General features: G+C 28.9%; 18 protein-coding genes. 9 read left to right on the top strand and 9 right to left on the bottom strand.

Annotated features, from left to right (window positions below; translation table 11 throughout):
- Window positions 1-19: 19 nt before the first annotated feature.
- From gpmI to EYW44_RS04365, 4 genes are all read left to right on the top strand, one after another.
- Entirely contained in the window at window positions 20-1537 is a 1518-nt protein-coding gene (gpmI, locus tag EYW44_RS04380; RefSeq protein WP_132722457.1) for a 2,3-bisphosphoglycerate-independent phosphoglycerate mutase, read from the top strand.
- 1 nt (window position 1538) lies between these two features.
- Window positions 1539-2087 (top strand): thioredoxin family protein, encoded by a 549-nt coding sequence (locus EYW44_RS04375; RefSeq protein ID WP_132722456.1) that lies wholly within the window; start codon window positions 1539-1541, stop codon window positions 2085-2087.
- Window positions 2088-2159: 72 nt separating this feature from the next.
- A complete protein-coding gene (gene map / locus EYW44_RS04370) occupies window positions 2160-2972 on the top strand; it encodes a type I methionyl aminopeptidase (RefSeq protein ID WP_132722455.1) in 813 nt (270 codons plus the stop codon).
- Between the two features lie 36 nt (window positions 2973-3008).
- Window positions 3009-3779: a class I SAM-dependent methyltransferase gene (locus EYW44_RS04365; protein WP_132722454.1), complete on the top strand. Its 771-nt coding sequence runs from the start codon at window positions 3009-3011 to the stop codon at window positions 3777-3779.
- A 72-nt stretch (window positions 3780-3851) separates the two neighbouring features.
- Here the strand turns inward: EYW44_RS04365 and EYW44_RS04360 are convergent, their stop codons facing one another.
- A complete protein-coding gene (locus EYW44_RS04360) occupies window positions 3852-4304 on the bottom strand; it encodes a ferritin-like domain-containing protein (RefSeq protein ID WP_132722453.1) in 453 nt (150 codons plus the stop codon).
- 205 nt (window positions 4305-4509) lie between these two features.
- On the opposite strand from EYW44_RS04360, the gene EYW44_RS04355 reads away from it, so the two are divergent.
- Window positions 4510-5547: a helix-turn-helix domain-containing protein gene (locus EYW44_RS04355; RefSeq protein WP_132722452.1), complete on the top strand. Its 1038-nt coding sequence runs from the start codon at window positions 4510-4512 to the stop codon at window positions 5545-5547.
- Between the two features lie 112 nt (window positions 5548-5659).
- Window positions 5660-6454, top strand: a complete 795-nt coding sequence (locus tag EYW44_RS04350; protein ID WP_132722451.1) for a patatin-like phospholipase family protein — start codon at window positions 5660-5662, stop codon at window positions 6452-6454.
- On the opposite strand, the gene cls is transcribed toward EYW44_RS04350, so the two are convergent.
- From cls to EYW44_RS22100, 3 genes are read right to left on the bottom strand one after another with little or no spacing between them, the layout of a single operon-like run.
- The gene (cls, locus tag EYW44_RS04345) at window positions 6446-7855 is read right to left on the bottom strand and encodes a cardiolipin synthase (protein WP_132722450.1); all 1410 of its coding nucleotides are present in this window, start codon (window positions 7853-7855) and stop codon (window positions 6446-6448) included. The two genes, EYW44_RS04350 and cls, sit on opposite strands and share 9 nt — an antisense overlap.
- Complete coding sequence (locus EYW44_RS04340; RefSeq protein ID WP_132722449.1) at window positions 7855-8487, bottom strand: SOS response-associated peptidase family protein; 633 nt, start codon at window positions 8485-8487, stop codon at window positions 7855-7857. Before EYW44_RS04340 ends, cls begins: the two co-directional genes overlap by 1 nt.
- Window positions 8488-8493: 6 nt before the next feature.
- Entirely contained in the window at window positions 8494-8661 is a 168-nt protein-coding gene (locus tag EYW44_RS22100; protein ID WP_165872156.1) for a hypothetical protein, read from the bottom strand.
- A 195-nt stretch (window positions 8662-8856) separates the two neighbouring features.
- Between EYW44_RS22100 and EYW44_RS04335 the strand changes: the two genes are divergently transcribed.
- The 3 genes from EYW44_RS04335 to EYW44_RS04325 all read left to right on the top strand — a co-directional run bounded on the left by EYW44_RS04335 (window position 8857) and on the right by EYW44_RS04325 (window position 10252).
- Window positions 8857-9018: a DUF1328 domain-containing protein gene (locus EYW44_RS04335; RefSeq protein ID WP_132722448.1), complete on the top strand. Its 162-nt coding sequence runs from the start codon at window positions 8857-8859 to the stop codon at window positions 9016-9018.
- 82 nt (window positions 9019-9100) lie between these two features.
- Window positions 9101-9295, top strand: coding sequence for a 30S ribosomal protein S21 (gene rpsU, locus EYW44_RS04330; RefSeq protein WP_132722447.1), 195 nt, complete (start codon window positions 9101-9103; stop codon window positions 9293-9295).
- A gap of 60 nt (window positions 9296-9355) precedes the next feature.
- Window positions 9356-10252 carry a mechanosensitive ion channel family protein gene (locus EYW44_RS04325; protein ID WP_132722446.1) on the top strand — a complete coding sequence of 299 codons (897 nt, stop codon included), beginning with the start codon at window positions 9356-9358 and terminating at the stop codon, window positions 10250-10252.
- Window positions 10253-10272: 20 nt separating this feature from the next.
- Here EYW44_RS04325 and EYW44_RS04320 read toward each other — a convergent pair whose 3' ends face one another.
- The 5 genes from EYW44_RS04320 to EYW44_RS04300 are packed head-to-tail and all read right to left on the bottom strand — an operon-like array spanning window position 10273 to window position 15611.
- A complete protein-coding gene (locus tag EYW44_RS04320) occupies window positions 10273-10938 on the bottom strand; it encodes a hypothetical protein (protein WP_132722445.1) in 666 nt (221 codons plus the stop codon).
- Window positions 10931-11644, bottom strand: a complete 714-nt coding sequence (locus tag EYW44_RS04315; RefSeq protein WP_132722444.1) for a hypothetical protein — start codon at window positions 11642-11644, stop codon at window positions 10931-10933. The genes EYW44_RS04320 and EYW44_RS04315 overlap by 8 nt, the downstream gene beginning before the upstream one ends.
- On the bottom strand, window positions 11641-14199 hold the full coding sequence (locus EYW44_RS04310; protein ID WP_132722443.1) for a sensor histidine kinase: 2559 nt from the start codon (window positions 14197-14199) through the stop codon (window positions 11641-11643). The genes EYW44_RS04315 and EYW44_RS04310 overlap by 4 nt, the downstream gene beginning before the upstream one ends.
- A complete protein-coding gene (locus tag EYW44_RS04305) occupies window positions 14199-15407 on the bottom strand; it encodes a DNA cytosine methyltransferase (protein WP_132722442.1) in 1209 nt (402 codons plus the stop codon). The genes EYW44_RS04310 and EYW44_RS04305 overlap by 1 nt, the downstream gene beginning before the upstream one ends.
- Window positions 15408-15611, bottom strand: a complete 204-nt coding sequence (locus EYW44_RS04300; RefSeq protein WP_132722441.1) for a helix-turn-helix transcriptional regulator — start codon at window positions 15609-15611, stop codon at window positions 15408-15410.
- Window positions 15612-15958: the final 347 nt, after the last annotated feature.

The following is a 15958-nucleotide window of genomic DNA, read 5'->3' as shown; positions in this document are numbered from 1 at the left end:
CTGTTCAAACCGTACCATAATGAACAAGAAAGTTATTTTAATGATTTTAGATGGTTGGGGAATTTCTCCTAACCCAGAAATATCTGCTGTAGACAAAGCCAATACACCTTTTATAGATTCTTTGTATCAAAAATATCCTCATTCTGAATTAAGAACTGACGGTGAATTTGTTGGACTTCCTGAAGGACAAATGGGAAATTCAGAAGTTGGTCATATCAATTTAGGTGCTGGTAGAATTGTATATCAGAATTTAGCTAAAATCAATAAAGCTATTAAAGACAACACTCTTTCTAAAGAACAAGAGTTGGTAAATGCTTTTGAATACGCTAAAACGAATAATAAAAACATTCATTTATTAGGTTTGGTTTCTGATGGAGGAATCCATTCTCACATCAATCATTTAAAAGGTTTACTTACCGCTGCTGATAATGCTGATATTGAAAATATCTTTTTACATGCTTTTACTGACGGAAGAGATACTGATCCTAAATCTGGACAATCTTTTATTGAAGAAATTCAAGAGCATATGAAAAACACTACTGGTGAACTTGCAAGTATTACGGGTAGATATTATGCTATGGATAGAGATACTAGATGGGAAAGAGTAAGTTTAGCATACAATGCACTTGTGAATGGTAAAGGTGAATTTTCTTCTGACGCTAGTAAAAGTATTGCTGAAAGTTATGCCAATGATGTTACTGATGAGTTTATAAAACCAATTATTATGGTTGATGCTAACAATCAACCTAAAACTACTATTAATGAAGACGATATTGTGATCTTCTTTAATTTTAGAACTGATAGAGGTAGACAATTAACTGATGCTTTAAGTCAAAGAGATTTTACTGAGTTTGACATGAAAAAACTTCCGTTATACTTTGTTACTATGACAAATTATGACGCTACTTTTAAAGACATTAAAGTAATTTACGATAATAAAAACATTGAAAACACTTTAGGAGAAGTGTTAGAAAAAGCTTCTAAAAAGCAAATCAGAATTGCAGAAACAGAAAAGTATCCACACGTTACTTTTTTCTTCTCTGGAGGAAGAGAAAAAGAATTTGAAGGTGAAAAGCGTTTACTTTGTCCATCTCCAAAAGTAGCTACTTACGATTTACAACCAGAAATGAGTGCTTTTGAAATTCGTGATGCTATTGTACCTGAATTAAACAAAGGCGAAACTGATTTTGTTTGTTTGAACTTTGCCAATGGTGATATGGTTGGACATACAGGAGATTTTAATGCAGCTGTAAAAGCCTGTGAAGTTGTAGACACATGTGTAAATGATGTAGTTACTGCTGCCTTAGCAAATGATTATACCACATTATTAATAGCTGATCATGGAAATTGTGAAACGATGATTAATGAAGATGGTTCTCCAAACACAGCACATACCACTAATCCGGTTCCTTTAATTTTGATCGACAAAGAATTAAAATCAATAAAAAATGGTATTTTAGGAGACATGGCTCCAACTATTTTAAAATTAATTGGAGTTGATCAACCTAAAGAAATGACTCAAGAACCATTAGTTTAGTATGAAAAAAATAATAGTATTAGCTATTGTAGCAATAATTTCTTCTTGTGCTAGTTATAATAAAACTCAAAATACAACTACTAAAGTACCTGCTGTTAAAGATGCTAGCGGAAACTTAGTAGGGTACGTTACTAAAAAAGATTTTCAACAAGAACCTTTTGGTAGTAGCTGGTTTAATGGTACTTTAAGAAATTATAGCACTGATAAAAATACTATAGAAGCTTTAAAGCCTTATTTAAAAGATGTAACTATTAAAGCTTTTATGGGTACATGGTGTGGTGATAGTAAAAGAGAAGTGCCTAAATTTTATAAAATTTTAGAAGAAACTAATTTTGACGAAAAACAGTTGTCTTTTGTAACTGTTAACAGAGGAAAAACAGCAAATGGCTTAGAAAAAGGTTATAATATTGAACGAGTACCTACCTTTATTTTTTACAAAAAAGGAAAAGAAATCGGTCGATTTGTAGAACATTCTGTAAATAATGCTTCTTTAGAACACGATATATTACAAATAGTATCTGAAAAAGGATATAAACACGCTTATGAATAATTAAGCTGATAGTTTGTTCTTTTGTTTTTTATGAATGAACTATATTTGTAGACTTAATTTTTCTACACAGAGATGATTATACAAAAAACCAGAGAAGAAATAGAATTAATGCGCGAAAGCGCTCTTGTAGTTTCAAAAACATTAGGAATGCTTGCTAAAGAAGTTAAACCTGGTGTATCTACATTATTTTTAGACAAATTAGCTGAAGAGTTTATTAGAGAACAAGGAGCAATTCCTGGTTTTTTAGGTCTGTATGACTTTCCGAACACTTTGTGTATGAGTCCGAATTCTCAAGTAGTACACGGAATTCCTAACAATACTCCTTTGGTAGAAGGAGATATCATCTCTATAGATTGTGGCGCTATTAAAAATGATTTTTATGGAGATCATGCCTATACTTTTCCTGTTGGTGAAATAGCTCCTGAAACTCAAAAATTACTTGATGTTACTAAAGAAAGTTTATACGTTGGTATTAGAGAACTTAAAGTAGGTAACAGAGTTGGTGATGTAGGGTACGCTATTCAACAATTTACTGAAAAACACGGATACGGCGTTGTAAGAGAATTAGTAGGTCATGGATTAGGTAAAACAATGCATGAAGATCCGGAAATGCCTAACTACGGAAGAAGAGGTAGAGGTAAAAAATTTGTTGAAGGAATGGTTGTTGCTATTGAGCCTATGACTAATATGGGAACTCATAAAATCCGTCAGCATAAAGATGGTTGGACTATTACAACCTTAGACAACAAACCTTCTGCTCACTTTGAACACGATGTAGCTATTGTTAATGGTAAGCCTGAATTACTTTCTACTTTCCAATATATTTATGATGCTTTGGGTATTGAAAGTAATGAAGAAGATGAGTTTAGACAAGCTTTAAGTTAATTTTACTGTTAATCAGAATCAAATCTCTATAATAAGTTGTCTCTTTTTAAAACTATACTTAATACAATACCTCGCCCTATATTAATAAAGGCTAGCTATTTGGTACGTCCTGCTTTGGCTTTTTGGCTAAAAGGAAACAAGTTTACAGATCCTATTGATGGGAAATCTTTTCGTAAGATGCTTCCATATGGATATGAAACCCAAAGAGAAAATGTATTATCTCCTAGTACTTTGTCTTTAGAAAGACATCGCTTATTATGGTTGTATTTAAAAAATGAGACTGATTTTTTTACTGCTACTGAAAAAAAATCACTGCTCCATTTTGCTCCTGAGCAATGTTTTTTAAAACGATTCAGAAAACAGCAAAACTTAATATATACTACAACAGATTTAGAATCACCTATTGCAGATGTGAAAGCAGACATTTGCAATTTACCTTTTGAAGACAATTCTTTTGATATTATTTTTTGCAACCACGTGCTAGAACACATTCCTGACGATACAAAAGCCATGCAGGAACTTTTCCGAGTTTTAAAACCTGGTGGTTTGGGAATTTTTCAAATTCCACAAGATTTATCAAGAACAACAACTTTTGAAGATGATTCTATAACTGATCCTAAAGAAAGAGCTAGAATTTTTGGTCAGTATGATCATGTGCGTGTATATGGTAAAGATTACTTTGACAAACTTCGTTCTATTGGTTTTGAGGTTAACGAAATTGATTACACCAAAACATTATCTTCAAATTTAGTAGAAAAACACGCTCTTGCTAAAGGTGAAATTTTACCTGTTTGTTATAAAAATTAATAGTTTTTTACATGAAAAAGCCCCAGCCATAAACTGACTGAGGCTCAAACATCATATAAAAACTAAAAACAACTATTTAACATCCTCTAAAGCCTTAATATTTGTAGCATCGTGTAAAATCGAGTTTCTTTGAGACTTCAAAACGTTTGTAATACCTTGAGGTAAGTGTTCTTCAGAATTTATAACATCATTATATTCTTTAATAGCTGCTTTTTCTCCCCTCAAAGCTTCTTCTAACATTGCCTCATCACTATCTACTGATATCAATGATTTTGTATTAATCCATGCTCTGTGTGCTACTCCTGTGAAACTTCCATTTTTTTCTGGATCTTCACCAAAAGCTCTAATTTCTCTTCTCAATTCACGACCAAAATCTTTACGTTCATTCGCTTTTCTCTCAAAAAAATTAGTCAAAACATTACTCTCTGCGTTTTCAGATAAAGTTCTGTATCCTTTTTCGGCATCATAACTTTTCTTCAATAATCCATTTAATTTACTTGCTACTTGTTCTGTATAACTGTACATAATATTTTGTTTTTAATTTATCAGTAATTTTCTTTTGAGATGCTTACCTATTCACATCTTTGTGCACTACAAAGTTACGTTGCCTTTAAGTAGTTTATTTGTTCATTTGATTCAGATCTTTGCTCATTTAAAAAACACTTTTATGATTTTTTAAATTTTAACTCAATCAAACATTACTTATCTTTATACCTGTTAAATCAACCTTATGAAAACTATCAATATTACCGCTAAAGACACTAGAGGTACTGTATTACAAATTCAAGAAGTTATTGGAGGAACTATTACCGAACGTTGGGGTGAATATGTGTTGAATGTAGATAATGAAAATGCAAAAGGTAAGATTACTTTTTTTACTCTTGAATGGGGTGCGAGCATATTAGAATATGATATTACGTTTTTAGATGACATAACGCTTGTTATGGACACTTCTGAATACAACCCAATTCATTTTACTTATACCAGCGAAGGATACTGTTTTCATAGATTTGAAAAAGAAGATAAAAAAAGGAAGTTAGACACTTTTCAATCTGTTATTATTACTAGTAAAGATGGTGGATTTAACTACGGGTATTTTGAAAAAAACATTAAAATTCACATTCATATTATTCAAATTAGTAGAATTCAATTTTTAAAGAAACGTATGAATGATGGTAATTTACTTAACAAACGTTTATATGAAGTTTTTCATGATCAGCAACATGAAAACGTATTTGCTTATTTTGGCACGTATAATTTAAAACTAACCAATTTAATTAAGCAGTTTAATAAGGTAAAGCAAAAAGGGATGATACGAATGCTGATAAAAGAAGGTATCATTTATCAAATTTTATCTGAACATATTTTACAACATAATAAAGATGTTAAGCTGAATGATGATTTACAAACAACGCTTACTAAAAAAGAAATAAAAGCCATTCGAAAACTAGCACAGCGTATTAATAAAAATGTTGCTGATGAGTATATTGTAAGTGATTTGGCTGATGAAATTGGGTTAACGCAAGCAAAACTTCAAGAAGGATTCAAATTACTATTTTCAAGAACAGTAATTGAATATTTGCGTCATATACGCTTAGAAGAAGCGCGCGATTTACTAAATAATTCAGATTACAACATTTCTCAGGTGGTGTATTCAATAGGATTTAGTAGCCGTAGTTACTTTTCTAAAATTTTTAAAAAGAAATACGGAATTAGCCCAAGTAAGTTTTTAAAAAACAAACAAGAAGCTGATATTAAAATTGCTTGATGCAGTTATTATTTTAAAGAATTTCTTGTTTACTTTTTTAATTCTGTTTATAATTACCACAACAACACTTTTGTGTTGAAGAAGTTGAATAAATTCAGAAAAAAATAAGCTAATGATTATCAAACCTTTTAATTGTTCTATTGGTAAATTGAATGAACTTACACCCGATACTCCTGTAAATTTAGTGTTAAGTGGTGGAGGTGAAAAAGGCGTTGCACATATTGCTTTTATTGAAGCTTTAAATGAAAGAAACATTAAAATTAACGCAATTTCAGCCTGTAGTGCTGGTTCTTTGGTTGGATCTATGTATGCCTCTGGACTATCTACAGAAGAAATGTTAGACTTTTTTAGAACTACCGATATTTTTCAATATTCTTGGATCACTTTTGCTAAAGCTGGTATTTTTGATTCTAGTAATTATTTACGCTTAATTAAAAACAAAATAAAACCTACTTTTGAAGAATTACATACTCCACTGTATGTTTCAACTACCAATTTAAACAGAGGTGCTACTCATTATTTTAGTAAAGGAGAACTATTAAAACCTGTACTGGCTTCGTGCGCAATTCCTGGTTTATTTAATCCTGTAGAAATTAATGGCGAATTATATTCGGACGGAGGAGTTCTTGATAATTTTCCTCTTATGCCGTTCAAAAAATCAGAATATCCTGTAATTGGAAGTTACGTGGTATATCCTTCTGTTAAAACTAACGATAAATTAAACTCTACGCTAAATGTATTAGAGCATTCTTTTAAATTGCTCTCTTTAGCTTCAGAAGAATACAAATTCTTTAAAACCTATGCTACCGCATGCTTTCCTTTAGATGAGTTTAGTGGATTTAGTAAAAAAGAAGTAGACGATATTTATGAAAAAGCTAAAGAATATATTGAAGAAAAATTACAATAACGGACTAAATATTTTGGCGCATCCCTCCAAAAGTTTAGCCCCAATATTTCTTTTTTTAAAAGACTCGTAATCTAAAATCTCACAGCTTTCTTTTTTGTTTTCAAAATCAATAGCCAACTCTTCAGCTATCGCTTCGTTATACAATAACGAATTCACCTCATAATTATGCTCAAAACTTCTGTAATCAAAATTCCCTGAACCTATGGAGGCTATTTTGTTGTCTACAATTATTAATTTACTGTGAGAAAAAACATTCTTTAATACCCGTATTTCTACTCCTGCTTTTAATAAATTTTCAAAATTAGCATACATACTATTCTTAGCCATTATACTATCACTTTTTTTAGGTACCATAACAACAACTTTCACTCCTCTTAAAACAGCCATTTTTATAGCTTCAAGTAATGTTTTATCTGGAATAAAATAAGGGTTTTCAATATAAATGTTTTTATCTGCCAAATGCATCATCATAGTGTATTGGTATAATATAGATTGATAATCTAAATCTGGTCCGCCTACAACTATTTGACCTAACACATTTCCTTTCTTCTCTTGAACAGGTAAATACTTTTCTCCTTCTAGTAATTTTTTATTCGTTGTAAAATAGTAATCCTTAATAAAAACTCTGTGTAAATGATCAACCATTGGTCCCTCTATTTTTAAATGTAAATCATTCCAAATCCCTAAATTTGAAGTACTTTTCACATACTTATCAGATATGTTTACACCTCCTGCAAAAGCCAATACTCCATCAATAACTATTATTTTTTGATGATTTCTATAATTCAGTGTTGATAACACTGTTTCATATTTTAAAGGTAATATCGGATAAATAGCTGCCCCTAATCGCTCTAGTTTTCGTACTCCTTCATTCTTCCATCCATAACTACCAAATGCATCATACAAAATTCTAACCTCAACACCTTTATCAAGCTTATCTATCAACAAATTAATTAATCTATTTAATAACGCTCCATTTTCAATTATATAATACTGAATATGAATAAACTTTTCAGCTTTAGATAATTCAAAAAAAATACTATCAAACACTTCGTTTCCTTCTTTTAACAATTGAATATTATTGTGCTCAACTGCAGGAAAACCTGAACTGTTCTTTAGTAATTGTTCTATTCTTTGATATTTTTCTATTGTAAACTTCGTATTCGCTTTACCTTTATGATTTAGATTGTACAACTTTCGTTTAGCTGAAAAATCTAACTGTAAAAACTTAAACTTTTTACGATTAAGCCCAAACAAGAGATACATAGCGACTCCTAAAAAAGGAAAAATTATTACTACTAACAACCAACCTATTGATCTGGTAGGTCTTGCTCCATGAAGTAAAACACTAAAAACAGCCCAAAGTACACTTACAAAATATATACTGTATAATAATATCATTAAACTTTGGTTGCTTTATTTAATTTAAGTTCTGTTGTATATGGTGTTGATAGTATTCGCCTTATTTCACTCAAAGGTGTTTTTTTATGCAACCAAGTATTTGCCAACAAACGTGGTATTTCTAAAGGCATCGTATCGTACAGATTATTAGATGTTGTTAACGTTACATTTGCTTCTGTATTAATAACTGCACAGGTAATAAAACCATCTTTAAGCACATTATAAATTCCTGCTAAATAAAACGGTTTTACTGTTTCTTTTTCTACTAAAAGATCGTTTATTTTGGTTCCATTTAAACAATATATGTAAAATCCTGTCACTACAATTAAACACCTACGCTGCTGTAGTGCTTCTTTACTCAATACATTATTAAAAATGGTATCTGTAGTTACATGTAATGTATTTTTCATTTTTTGAAACTTGCGCCAGCTACCTTCATATAAATGAGGTAAAATACCCCAGATAGCTGGCACAATTACTTTTGAGTCTTCTTCTGTTATTACTGAAATTACTTGTTCTTTATTTCCATCTATTTTTAATTTTGGTTTGTAAATTAGAGGGTATTTCACCTCTACTCCCAACTCTTGCTTTAACAAAGCTAAGCTTGCTTTATTTGATAATTTATACTTCACAAGCTATTATTGATAAACTCCAGATACTACTACCATGGATATTCCTATTAAAATACATGTTAATACAATATAGAAACCTACACGTGTAATTTTATTATTTTGAAAAATGTAATTTCTATCTCTTTTTTCAGCATTCTTTTTTAATACTTTAAAATCTTCTGGTCCTTGTTTCATTGTTTTATAATTTAAAATTTACACAAAACTACTGTTAAACACATTGACGCTTTTGTTCATTTCATTGGATTATTTGCTCATTTCATATCAAAGCAAATGAATCAATGTTTATTACAAATGAGCTAAGACGAACCTTAACGTCCCTGTAATTTTGTAACTCACAAAAACAATTATTAACAATAAAACTTTAAATATATGTTACGATGGACCATCACCTTTTTAATCATTTCTTTAATCGCAGGAGTTTTAGGATTCTCAGGAGTTGCCGGAACCTCTATAGAAATAGCTAAAATTCTATTCTTTATTTTTTTAGTACTGTTTATCATTTCTTTAATAAGAGGTAGAAAAACCACTTAAAAGTGGTAAACCCATAGTTTTTATTACAAAAACTACTAAAACCTTTATTACCCTAGAAACTGATATTAACAAAAAACTATATATGTTACGAATTGAAATTAAAGATGGCGAAAATATAGAAAGAGCCTTAAAAAGATATAAACGAAAATACAGACAAACCAAAGTTTTACAACAAATTAAAGACAAAAAAGAATACAAAAAACCTTCTATTCAAAACAGAGAAAAACTTCAAAAAGCAAAATATAGAGAGGCTTACTTAAGAGAACAAGAGTCATAACGGAGAACACAAAAAAACATCCAAAAACTTGTAAAACATCATATAAAAAACATTTCTCTTATGAACTTTGAAAACTCTTTATTAAAACTAAAAAATACGATTATAGAAAACTGGAATAGTCTTATTGAAATGATTCCAAAAATCATTGTTAGTATTTTAATAATAACCGTCGGATTCTTACTTTCTAAATTCATTGCTAATGCATTTAAAAAAACGATCTCTAAAAGAACGCACGATGAATTAATGACTAATTTTTTAAGTAGAACTCTTAAACTAGGAATATTAGCACTTGTAATAATGCTGGCTTTAAAAATAGCTGGCTTACAAAGTATTGCAACTGGTTTATTGGCTGCCGTTGGTGCCTCTACTGTAATTATTGGTTTTGCTTTTAAAGATATTGGCGAAAACTTTATTTCTGGTGTTATTCTTTCTTTTAAAAGACCTTTTGATATTAACGACACCGTTAAAGTTGATGATATTTTCGGTAAAGTAAAAGGGTTAGAGTTTAGATATACCAAACTTAAAACTTTTGATGGTAGAGACGTGTACATTCCTAACAGTGATATTATTAAAAAAGCGGTATACAATTATACTGAAGATGGTTATTATAGAAATGATTTTATGGTAGGTATTGATTATGATGATAGTATTGATATTGCTAAAAAGCTAATTTTGAAGGCTGTTATTGGTACACTAGGTGTTATTGATACTGAAGAACATAAATGTTTTGTTACCGTTGACAACTTAGGGGTAAGTACTGTAAACTTAAAGGTGATTTTTTGGACAAAAACGAAAGAATATAAAAGAGGTGCCTTAGAAACCAAAAGTGAGGTTATTAAAAATGTTAAAAACATAATTTCTAAAAACGGAATAAGTATGCCTGCTGATATTAAAGAGCTAAAACTCCATAATTCTCAAAAGAGTATTCCTATTACTATAGAAGATACCACAAAGTAGTAGTTTATAGTCGATTTTATTTACGATCTTAAATTCTGTTTGATTACAATTTTATTCCTTAATTCAAATAGTAATTTTGCTAATTCAATCCTATTATTATTTTTTTTATTTAATAAAATTTTATTTATCTCTTGGTTAAATTGAAAACGTAAATATTTTGGTAAATCAATGAATTGAATCTTTTCATTTATTAATAATTTGATAACTTTAATTGAGGATTTTACATATATATTATTAAACAAATCAATCTCATCAACACTTAATATTTTTTTTATTTCAGAGTATTTATTATGATGATCTAATTCTTCTTTTGAACTTATAATATTTCCAAATCCAATTGAGAAATTAGGTTTGTATATTTTTTTTATAAATTCATTTGACTTGCAAGTCAATAAAAATATATCATGCTCGTCAAAATAAAAATTTGCTTGAGTTGTATCAATAAAATATTTTTGATAGTCAAATGTATTATCAGGGATATAGAGTCCAGAAGAACTTCCGTGTCCTAAATAAATAATTAGAGATTTAGGTTCTAAATCACAAATCAATTCTTTTGCCTTTTGAATCGATTTTTCATCAGAAGAAAATGAATAATAAATATTATCAAATTCTTCTTTAAATTTACTTAAAAATAAAGTTGAGTTATCCTTGGCATGTATGATTACAATACTTTTATAATTATTCATTTAAATCAGAATAATGAGCAATTGATAACTCAATAAATTCACGAATGAATTTTAAGCCACCAATATCTTGGTTATTAAAATTTAAAATCTCTGATATTTTCTTACCATCATAATCAGAATTCCCAGTATTTATTAGTGTATTTTCATCGAATGATATTAATGAATCAAGTACTACATTTGAAATTGTATTGGATTCTTTTAACAAAGTTTTTATTTCTTCAAATCTTTGCTCATTCCTTTTACAAAACTTTATTTTTAACTCAATAATTTCTCGTATAAATTCTAAAGAAGGAATAATATCTCCAGGTTTCTCTTCTATTTCCTTTTTAATTTTTTGCAAAACATAATCTGAAGCTTTTTTTATATCAGATGAGTAAATTAAGAAAGTGCGACTTTTCCATTTTTCTTTAGTTTCTATTACCCATTCAATTATATCCCATCCTTTAATGCCTAAAAACCCTTCATTTTCAGGTAAAATATTCCAGTCAGTTATAATTAGATTGATATTTCTTCCTTTTGTTTTTTGAATTATTCCTTTTTTGAATTTTTCAACTTCAAACTTATTTAAGTCAGCATCGTAAAAATCTATCGGATTAATAACAATAGGTGTTATAATACACCCACTTATTTTAATTTTATTGTGGTATTGATTAATGGCTTCAGGATCATCATCGAATACTAAATAATTTAATTCTATTTGACTCATTTCAAAACTATTTTAAACGAAGCTCCTTTCAATTTTATATTATTTCCAATAAAATCAATTGACCCCTTAAGATTTGTAATTCTTTTTTTTACATCAAACATACCAATACCTGAACCTTTCTCTTTAGAGTCTCTCACACCCAGTTCAAAGATAGATTTAGGGTTTTTAGAAAGTAATTCACTTAAGCCAATTCCATCATCATAATATAGAATTTCTAAATTTTTATTGTTCTTAGAAAATTCAACTAAAATATTTTTTGATTTAGCCTTAATAGAATTGGAAACCAAATTATCAAGAATAATGTCAATGTCTATTGGATTTATTAATGAGTACTTCTCAAATAAATTTCCTGTTTTGATAGTAACGTCTTTTCTAGAAGTATTAATATCATTTAGATATTCTTTGATGTATTGTGGTAAATTTATTCTTTGGTTAGTAAACTTATAATCAAAGTTAGACTTAATAATTATTTGTGAGACTTTAATAGCCTTATCAATGTTACTCTTAATTGAGTAGATTTTGGATTTGGTTTGCTCATTTATATCTGATGTAAGTAGTTCGGTAACATATTTTGAAGCATTACCAACATACAAATCTATTGAATGTACTAATTGCTCTGCATCATCACTTAATGTTTTCCTTGTTGCAGTTAAATACTGATTTTTTTTGGTTTCAATAGAGAGTTTATCTGATATGTCTTTTCTTTTCTCTTTTTCTTCACGCGCTTTTTTTTCAGCTTTTAATTGCGCTAATTCAGCTAAAGCTCTTTCTTTCTCTTTTTTTACTGTTTCTAGCTCAGCTTTTCTCTTTTTTTCTTCAGCCTCTTTTCTCTTCTTTTCTTCAAGCTCTCTTTTTTTCTTTTCTAACTCAGCTCTTTTTTCAGCTTCTTTTCTTCTCCTTTCTTCTTCTTTTGCTCTTTTTTCGGCTTTTTCTTTTTCTTTTTTTAACTTTTCGAAAGCTTTTTCTATATTATCTACTTTATTTTGAAGTTTGTGGTCACTTGTTTTTTCAGCAATATCTTTTAAATCTGAAATAAATTTAATTTGTGACTCATCAATTTTTTCATTTACTAAATCAATGAAGTCCCTATTAAAATCAATAATTTCAACTTCTTTATTATTACTTAAACTTTTAATAATTTGAATAAAATCTAGTTTACTACCTAAATTAGATTTTATAACATCTATATTTTCAGAATCTTTATCTGTTGATAATTGAAGTTTATATTGTTCTGCTTTATCAACATTGTTTCCAAAATATTTTTGCCTTTTAAATCCTTCACCCCAAAGTACTCCAACTACATATCTTTCAAGTCTTCTATGAGCTAATTTAAATGCATTCATTAATTCATAGTAGCCAGGAGTTTCTATTAAACCTCCATCTCTACTAGATACTTCTTTGAATTGTTCCGTGTCATTTGTCGAAATTGAAACTCGTCCAAATAAGTTTCTAGTTCCTAAAAATCTATTATAACCTTGTTGAGCTCTAAAATCTATACCCCAACTATCATCACCTTTTTCACCAAAAGGTTGCACTCTAAATCCATTTTTAAATAAGAATATAGAACCAAATTGTATTGGTTGAATTCCCATTTTTAGAGAGAAGTTGTGTTTAGCTGAACGATTTAAAAAATATAAATCAATTTGCAGGTTTTTGATTATTTTAAACTCTTTTGAAGGTTCTTTTATGTGATAAATTAATTCTCCTCTATCAATTATCTGAGTTTCAATTTTACCTTTTGAAATTTTAAAAGTAATTTGAGAAGTCTTTAATTCTAAAATGTCAAGAATTGCATTTTTTATAGAACCGTTTACTTTATCTCTGTCAAAATATTTTTTTCCCTTAATTTCTTTACTCCCAGTTGTGTAAACCCCATTTCTGTCTTCGCTTAATTCCTTTTTGCAAATAATTTCAATATTGAAGTCATTTTTTTCAGAAAAAGGGTTTATTAGTTTTTCAAGAGAGTGTTTTAAAGCTAATATTCTCGTTCTATCCCATACATTGTATAAGTTAGAGATTTCTAAGATAGTTCCAGAGTTAGAGTTTTTAGGGAATTTTACAGTTTTATCAAGTGTATTGTGGTTAACTTTTACAGTTTCAAATGTGTTTTTTTGATTGGTTTCAAATTTAGACCAATCAATTTCTAATTCTTCTAATTTTGAATCATTTTTTTTTGTTTTTATGGTAAGTACTTTTCCTAATCTATCACTGGAGAACCTACCAATACCTTTTGCACCGGCATAATGTTTTCTTTCTTGAATTATATCACGATATGATTCGTTTTTGCCAGAATCATTGTTGTCTTCAGAATTATCTTTTTTTGCTGAATAAGCGACAAATAACCATTTGTTTTTTAAATCATCTAAGGACATTCCTTTTCCATCATCCGAAATAATTAATTTATCATCCTCAATTGTAATGATTACATTTTTAGCAAATGCATCGTAAGAATTTTTAACTAATTCAAAAACGGCAATAAATTCATCAGTAATTAAATCCTTACCGATGATATCTTTTAAACCAGTACTTATTTTAAACTCTAATTCATTTCCCATTATTGAATTAGTTGTTTTAAAACTAAACCTGCCTGTTCTCCAAATAAAGGAGGAATTGCATTTCCAATTTGTGAATATCTAGGAACTTCTTGTGTTCTTCTTTTACCGCCAGTTGTATATTTTCCTTTAAATTGATAAGTATCTGGAAATGACTGTATACGAGCATATTCGCGAACAGTCATAATTCTTGGTTCGCAATAATGTATATAATCATCAGGTAAAGTTGTTATTGTAGGAGTAGGCTTATTTGCGTCTAGAATTTTTGTGCTACTCTTTTTTAGGTTAAATCGTTCCCTATATGTTGCACTCGTCAAGTTTTCATTTAAAGCAATTTGAAATCTGTTTTTTACAACATCTGTATGTTTTGCAAATCTATGACTATCAACTTTACTTTCTTGCCTTTTGTATTTCCTAAGATATTTTTGATAATCAGATTTTATTTCTCCATAAATTCCAGCTTTGAAATTTGGAGTTTCGGAATCAATAACTCCGTTAGATTGCAGTAAATCTGAAATTGCATTTTCTAAAGTCGGATTAATAGTAAGTTTTTTATTTATTAAAAAAGCTTCTTTGTTATTTTTAATTTCCTCAAAAAATGTCTCTTCATTAAGGTTTGGAGTACTTTCAACAAAACTATTTTGAATACCTACTAAAATAAATCTTGTTCTTTTTTGTGGTATTCCGTAATCGGCAAAGTTTATTAATTGACCTTTTACAGAGTATCCAACTTTTTCAAGTTCTTTTTTTACATAAATAGAATAGGCTTCACCTTTTGTGTTGTTTTTTTTAAAGCCTTGAGTAAATCCTTTTACATTTTCAAAAAAAATTAATTTAGGTTTTACTAAATCAATAAACTTTACGTATGAATTGATTAAATCATTTCTTGAATCATTTTCAATCCTTCTACCTGCCATTGAAAAACCTTGGCAAGGAGGCCCTCCCGCAACTAAATCAATTTTACCTCTTAAAGATTTTAAATTTTTAGAATGATGCTCTATTATTTCATTAATATCGTGATTTTTTGGTTTTCCCAACCAATTAGGCCATTCAAAATGCTTTTTCTTTTTAATTAAATTATGTTCTAATGTTTTAAAAGCATCTTCACTTTTTTCAACTGCAAAAACTCCTTTCCAGCCAGCATTATGAAGTCCAAGCGAGAGTCCTCCACACCCTGAGAATAAATCAATATATGTCTTTTTATTCTCCATTTATTTATCTGTTGTTGAGTTTAATAAAAGTCTAATATCAACATTTAATACATTAGCTATATTTAATAATGTATCTAATGAAGGTTGTCTAGCATTTGTACACCATTGAGATATTGTCGATTCATCCTTATTTAATTGTTCAGCTAACCATTTGTTTTTTCTTTTAGTCTCTGCAAGAACAACTTTGATTCTATTTATTTCCACTTTTGAAAATTAATTTGCTTTAAACACAAATATATTAACTTATTTGGAATAATCTTTTTGTTATTGTTAATTTAACTGGATGCGCTGATGTGTAAAGGCAAAATCCTTTTTTGGCAGAAGCACGCAGCTAAAAAAAACTTAACCATACGGTTCAGTTTTTTCCACCTAAATCTAACCTAGACTAAACACAATTCTATCTAGATTAATATTACATATATTTATATATTGCTTTGAAAAAATAAAAAGGAATAGGAGGTTTAATCGCTTATTTCTTAATCTTTTTTTAGAACATTAAATTTATAAAATAATAATAGTTGTACAATGCTTTTAATATTAAATTTTCATAC

It is taken from the genome of Tenacibaculum sp. M341, from assembly GCF_004337695.1.
Lineage (GTDB): Bacteria > Bacteroidota > Bacteroidia > Flavobacteriales > Flavobacteriaceae > Polaribacter.
The sequence above is the reverse complement of the archived record's forward strand: the minus strand, read 5'-3'. Positions and strand labels throughout refer to the sequence as shown.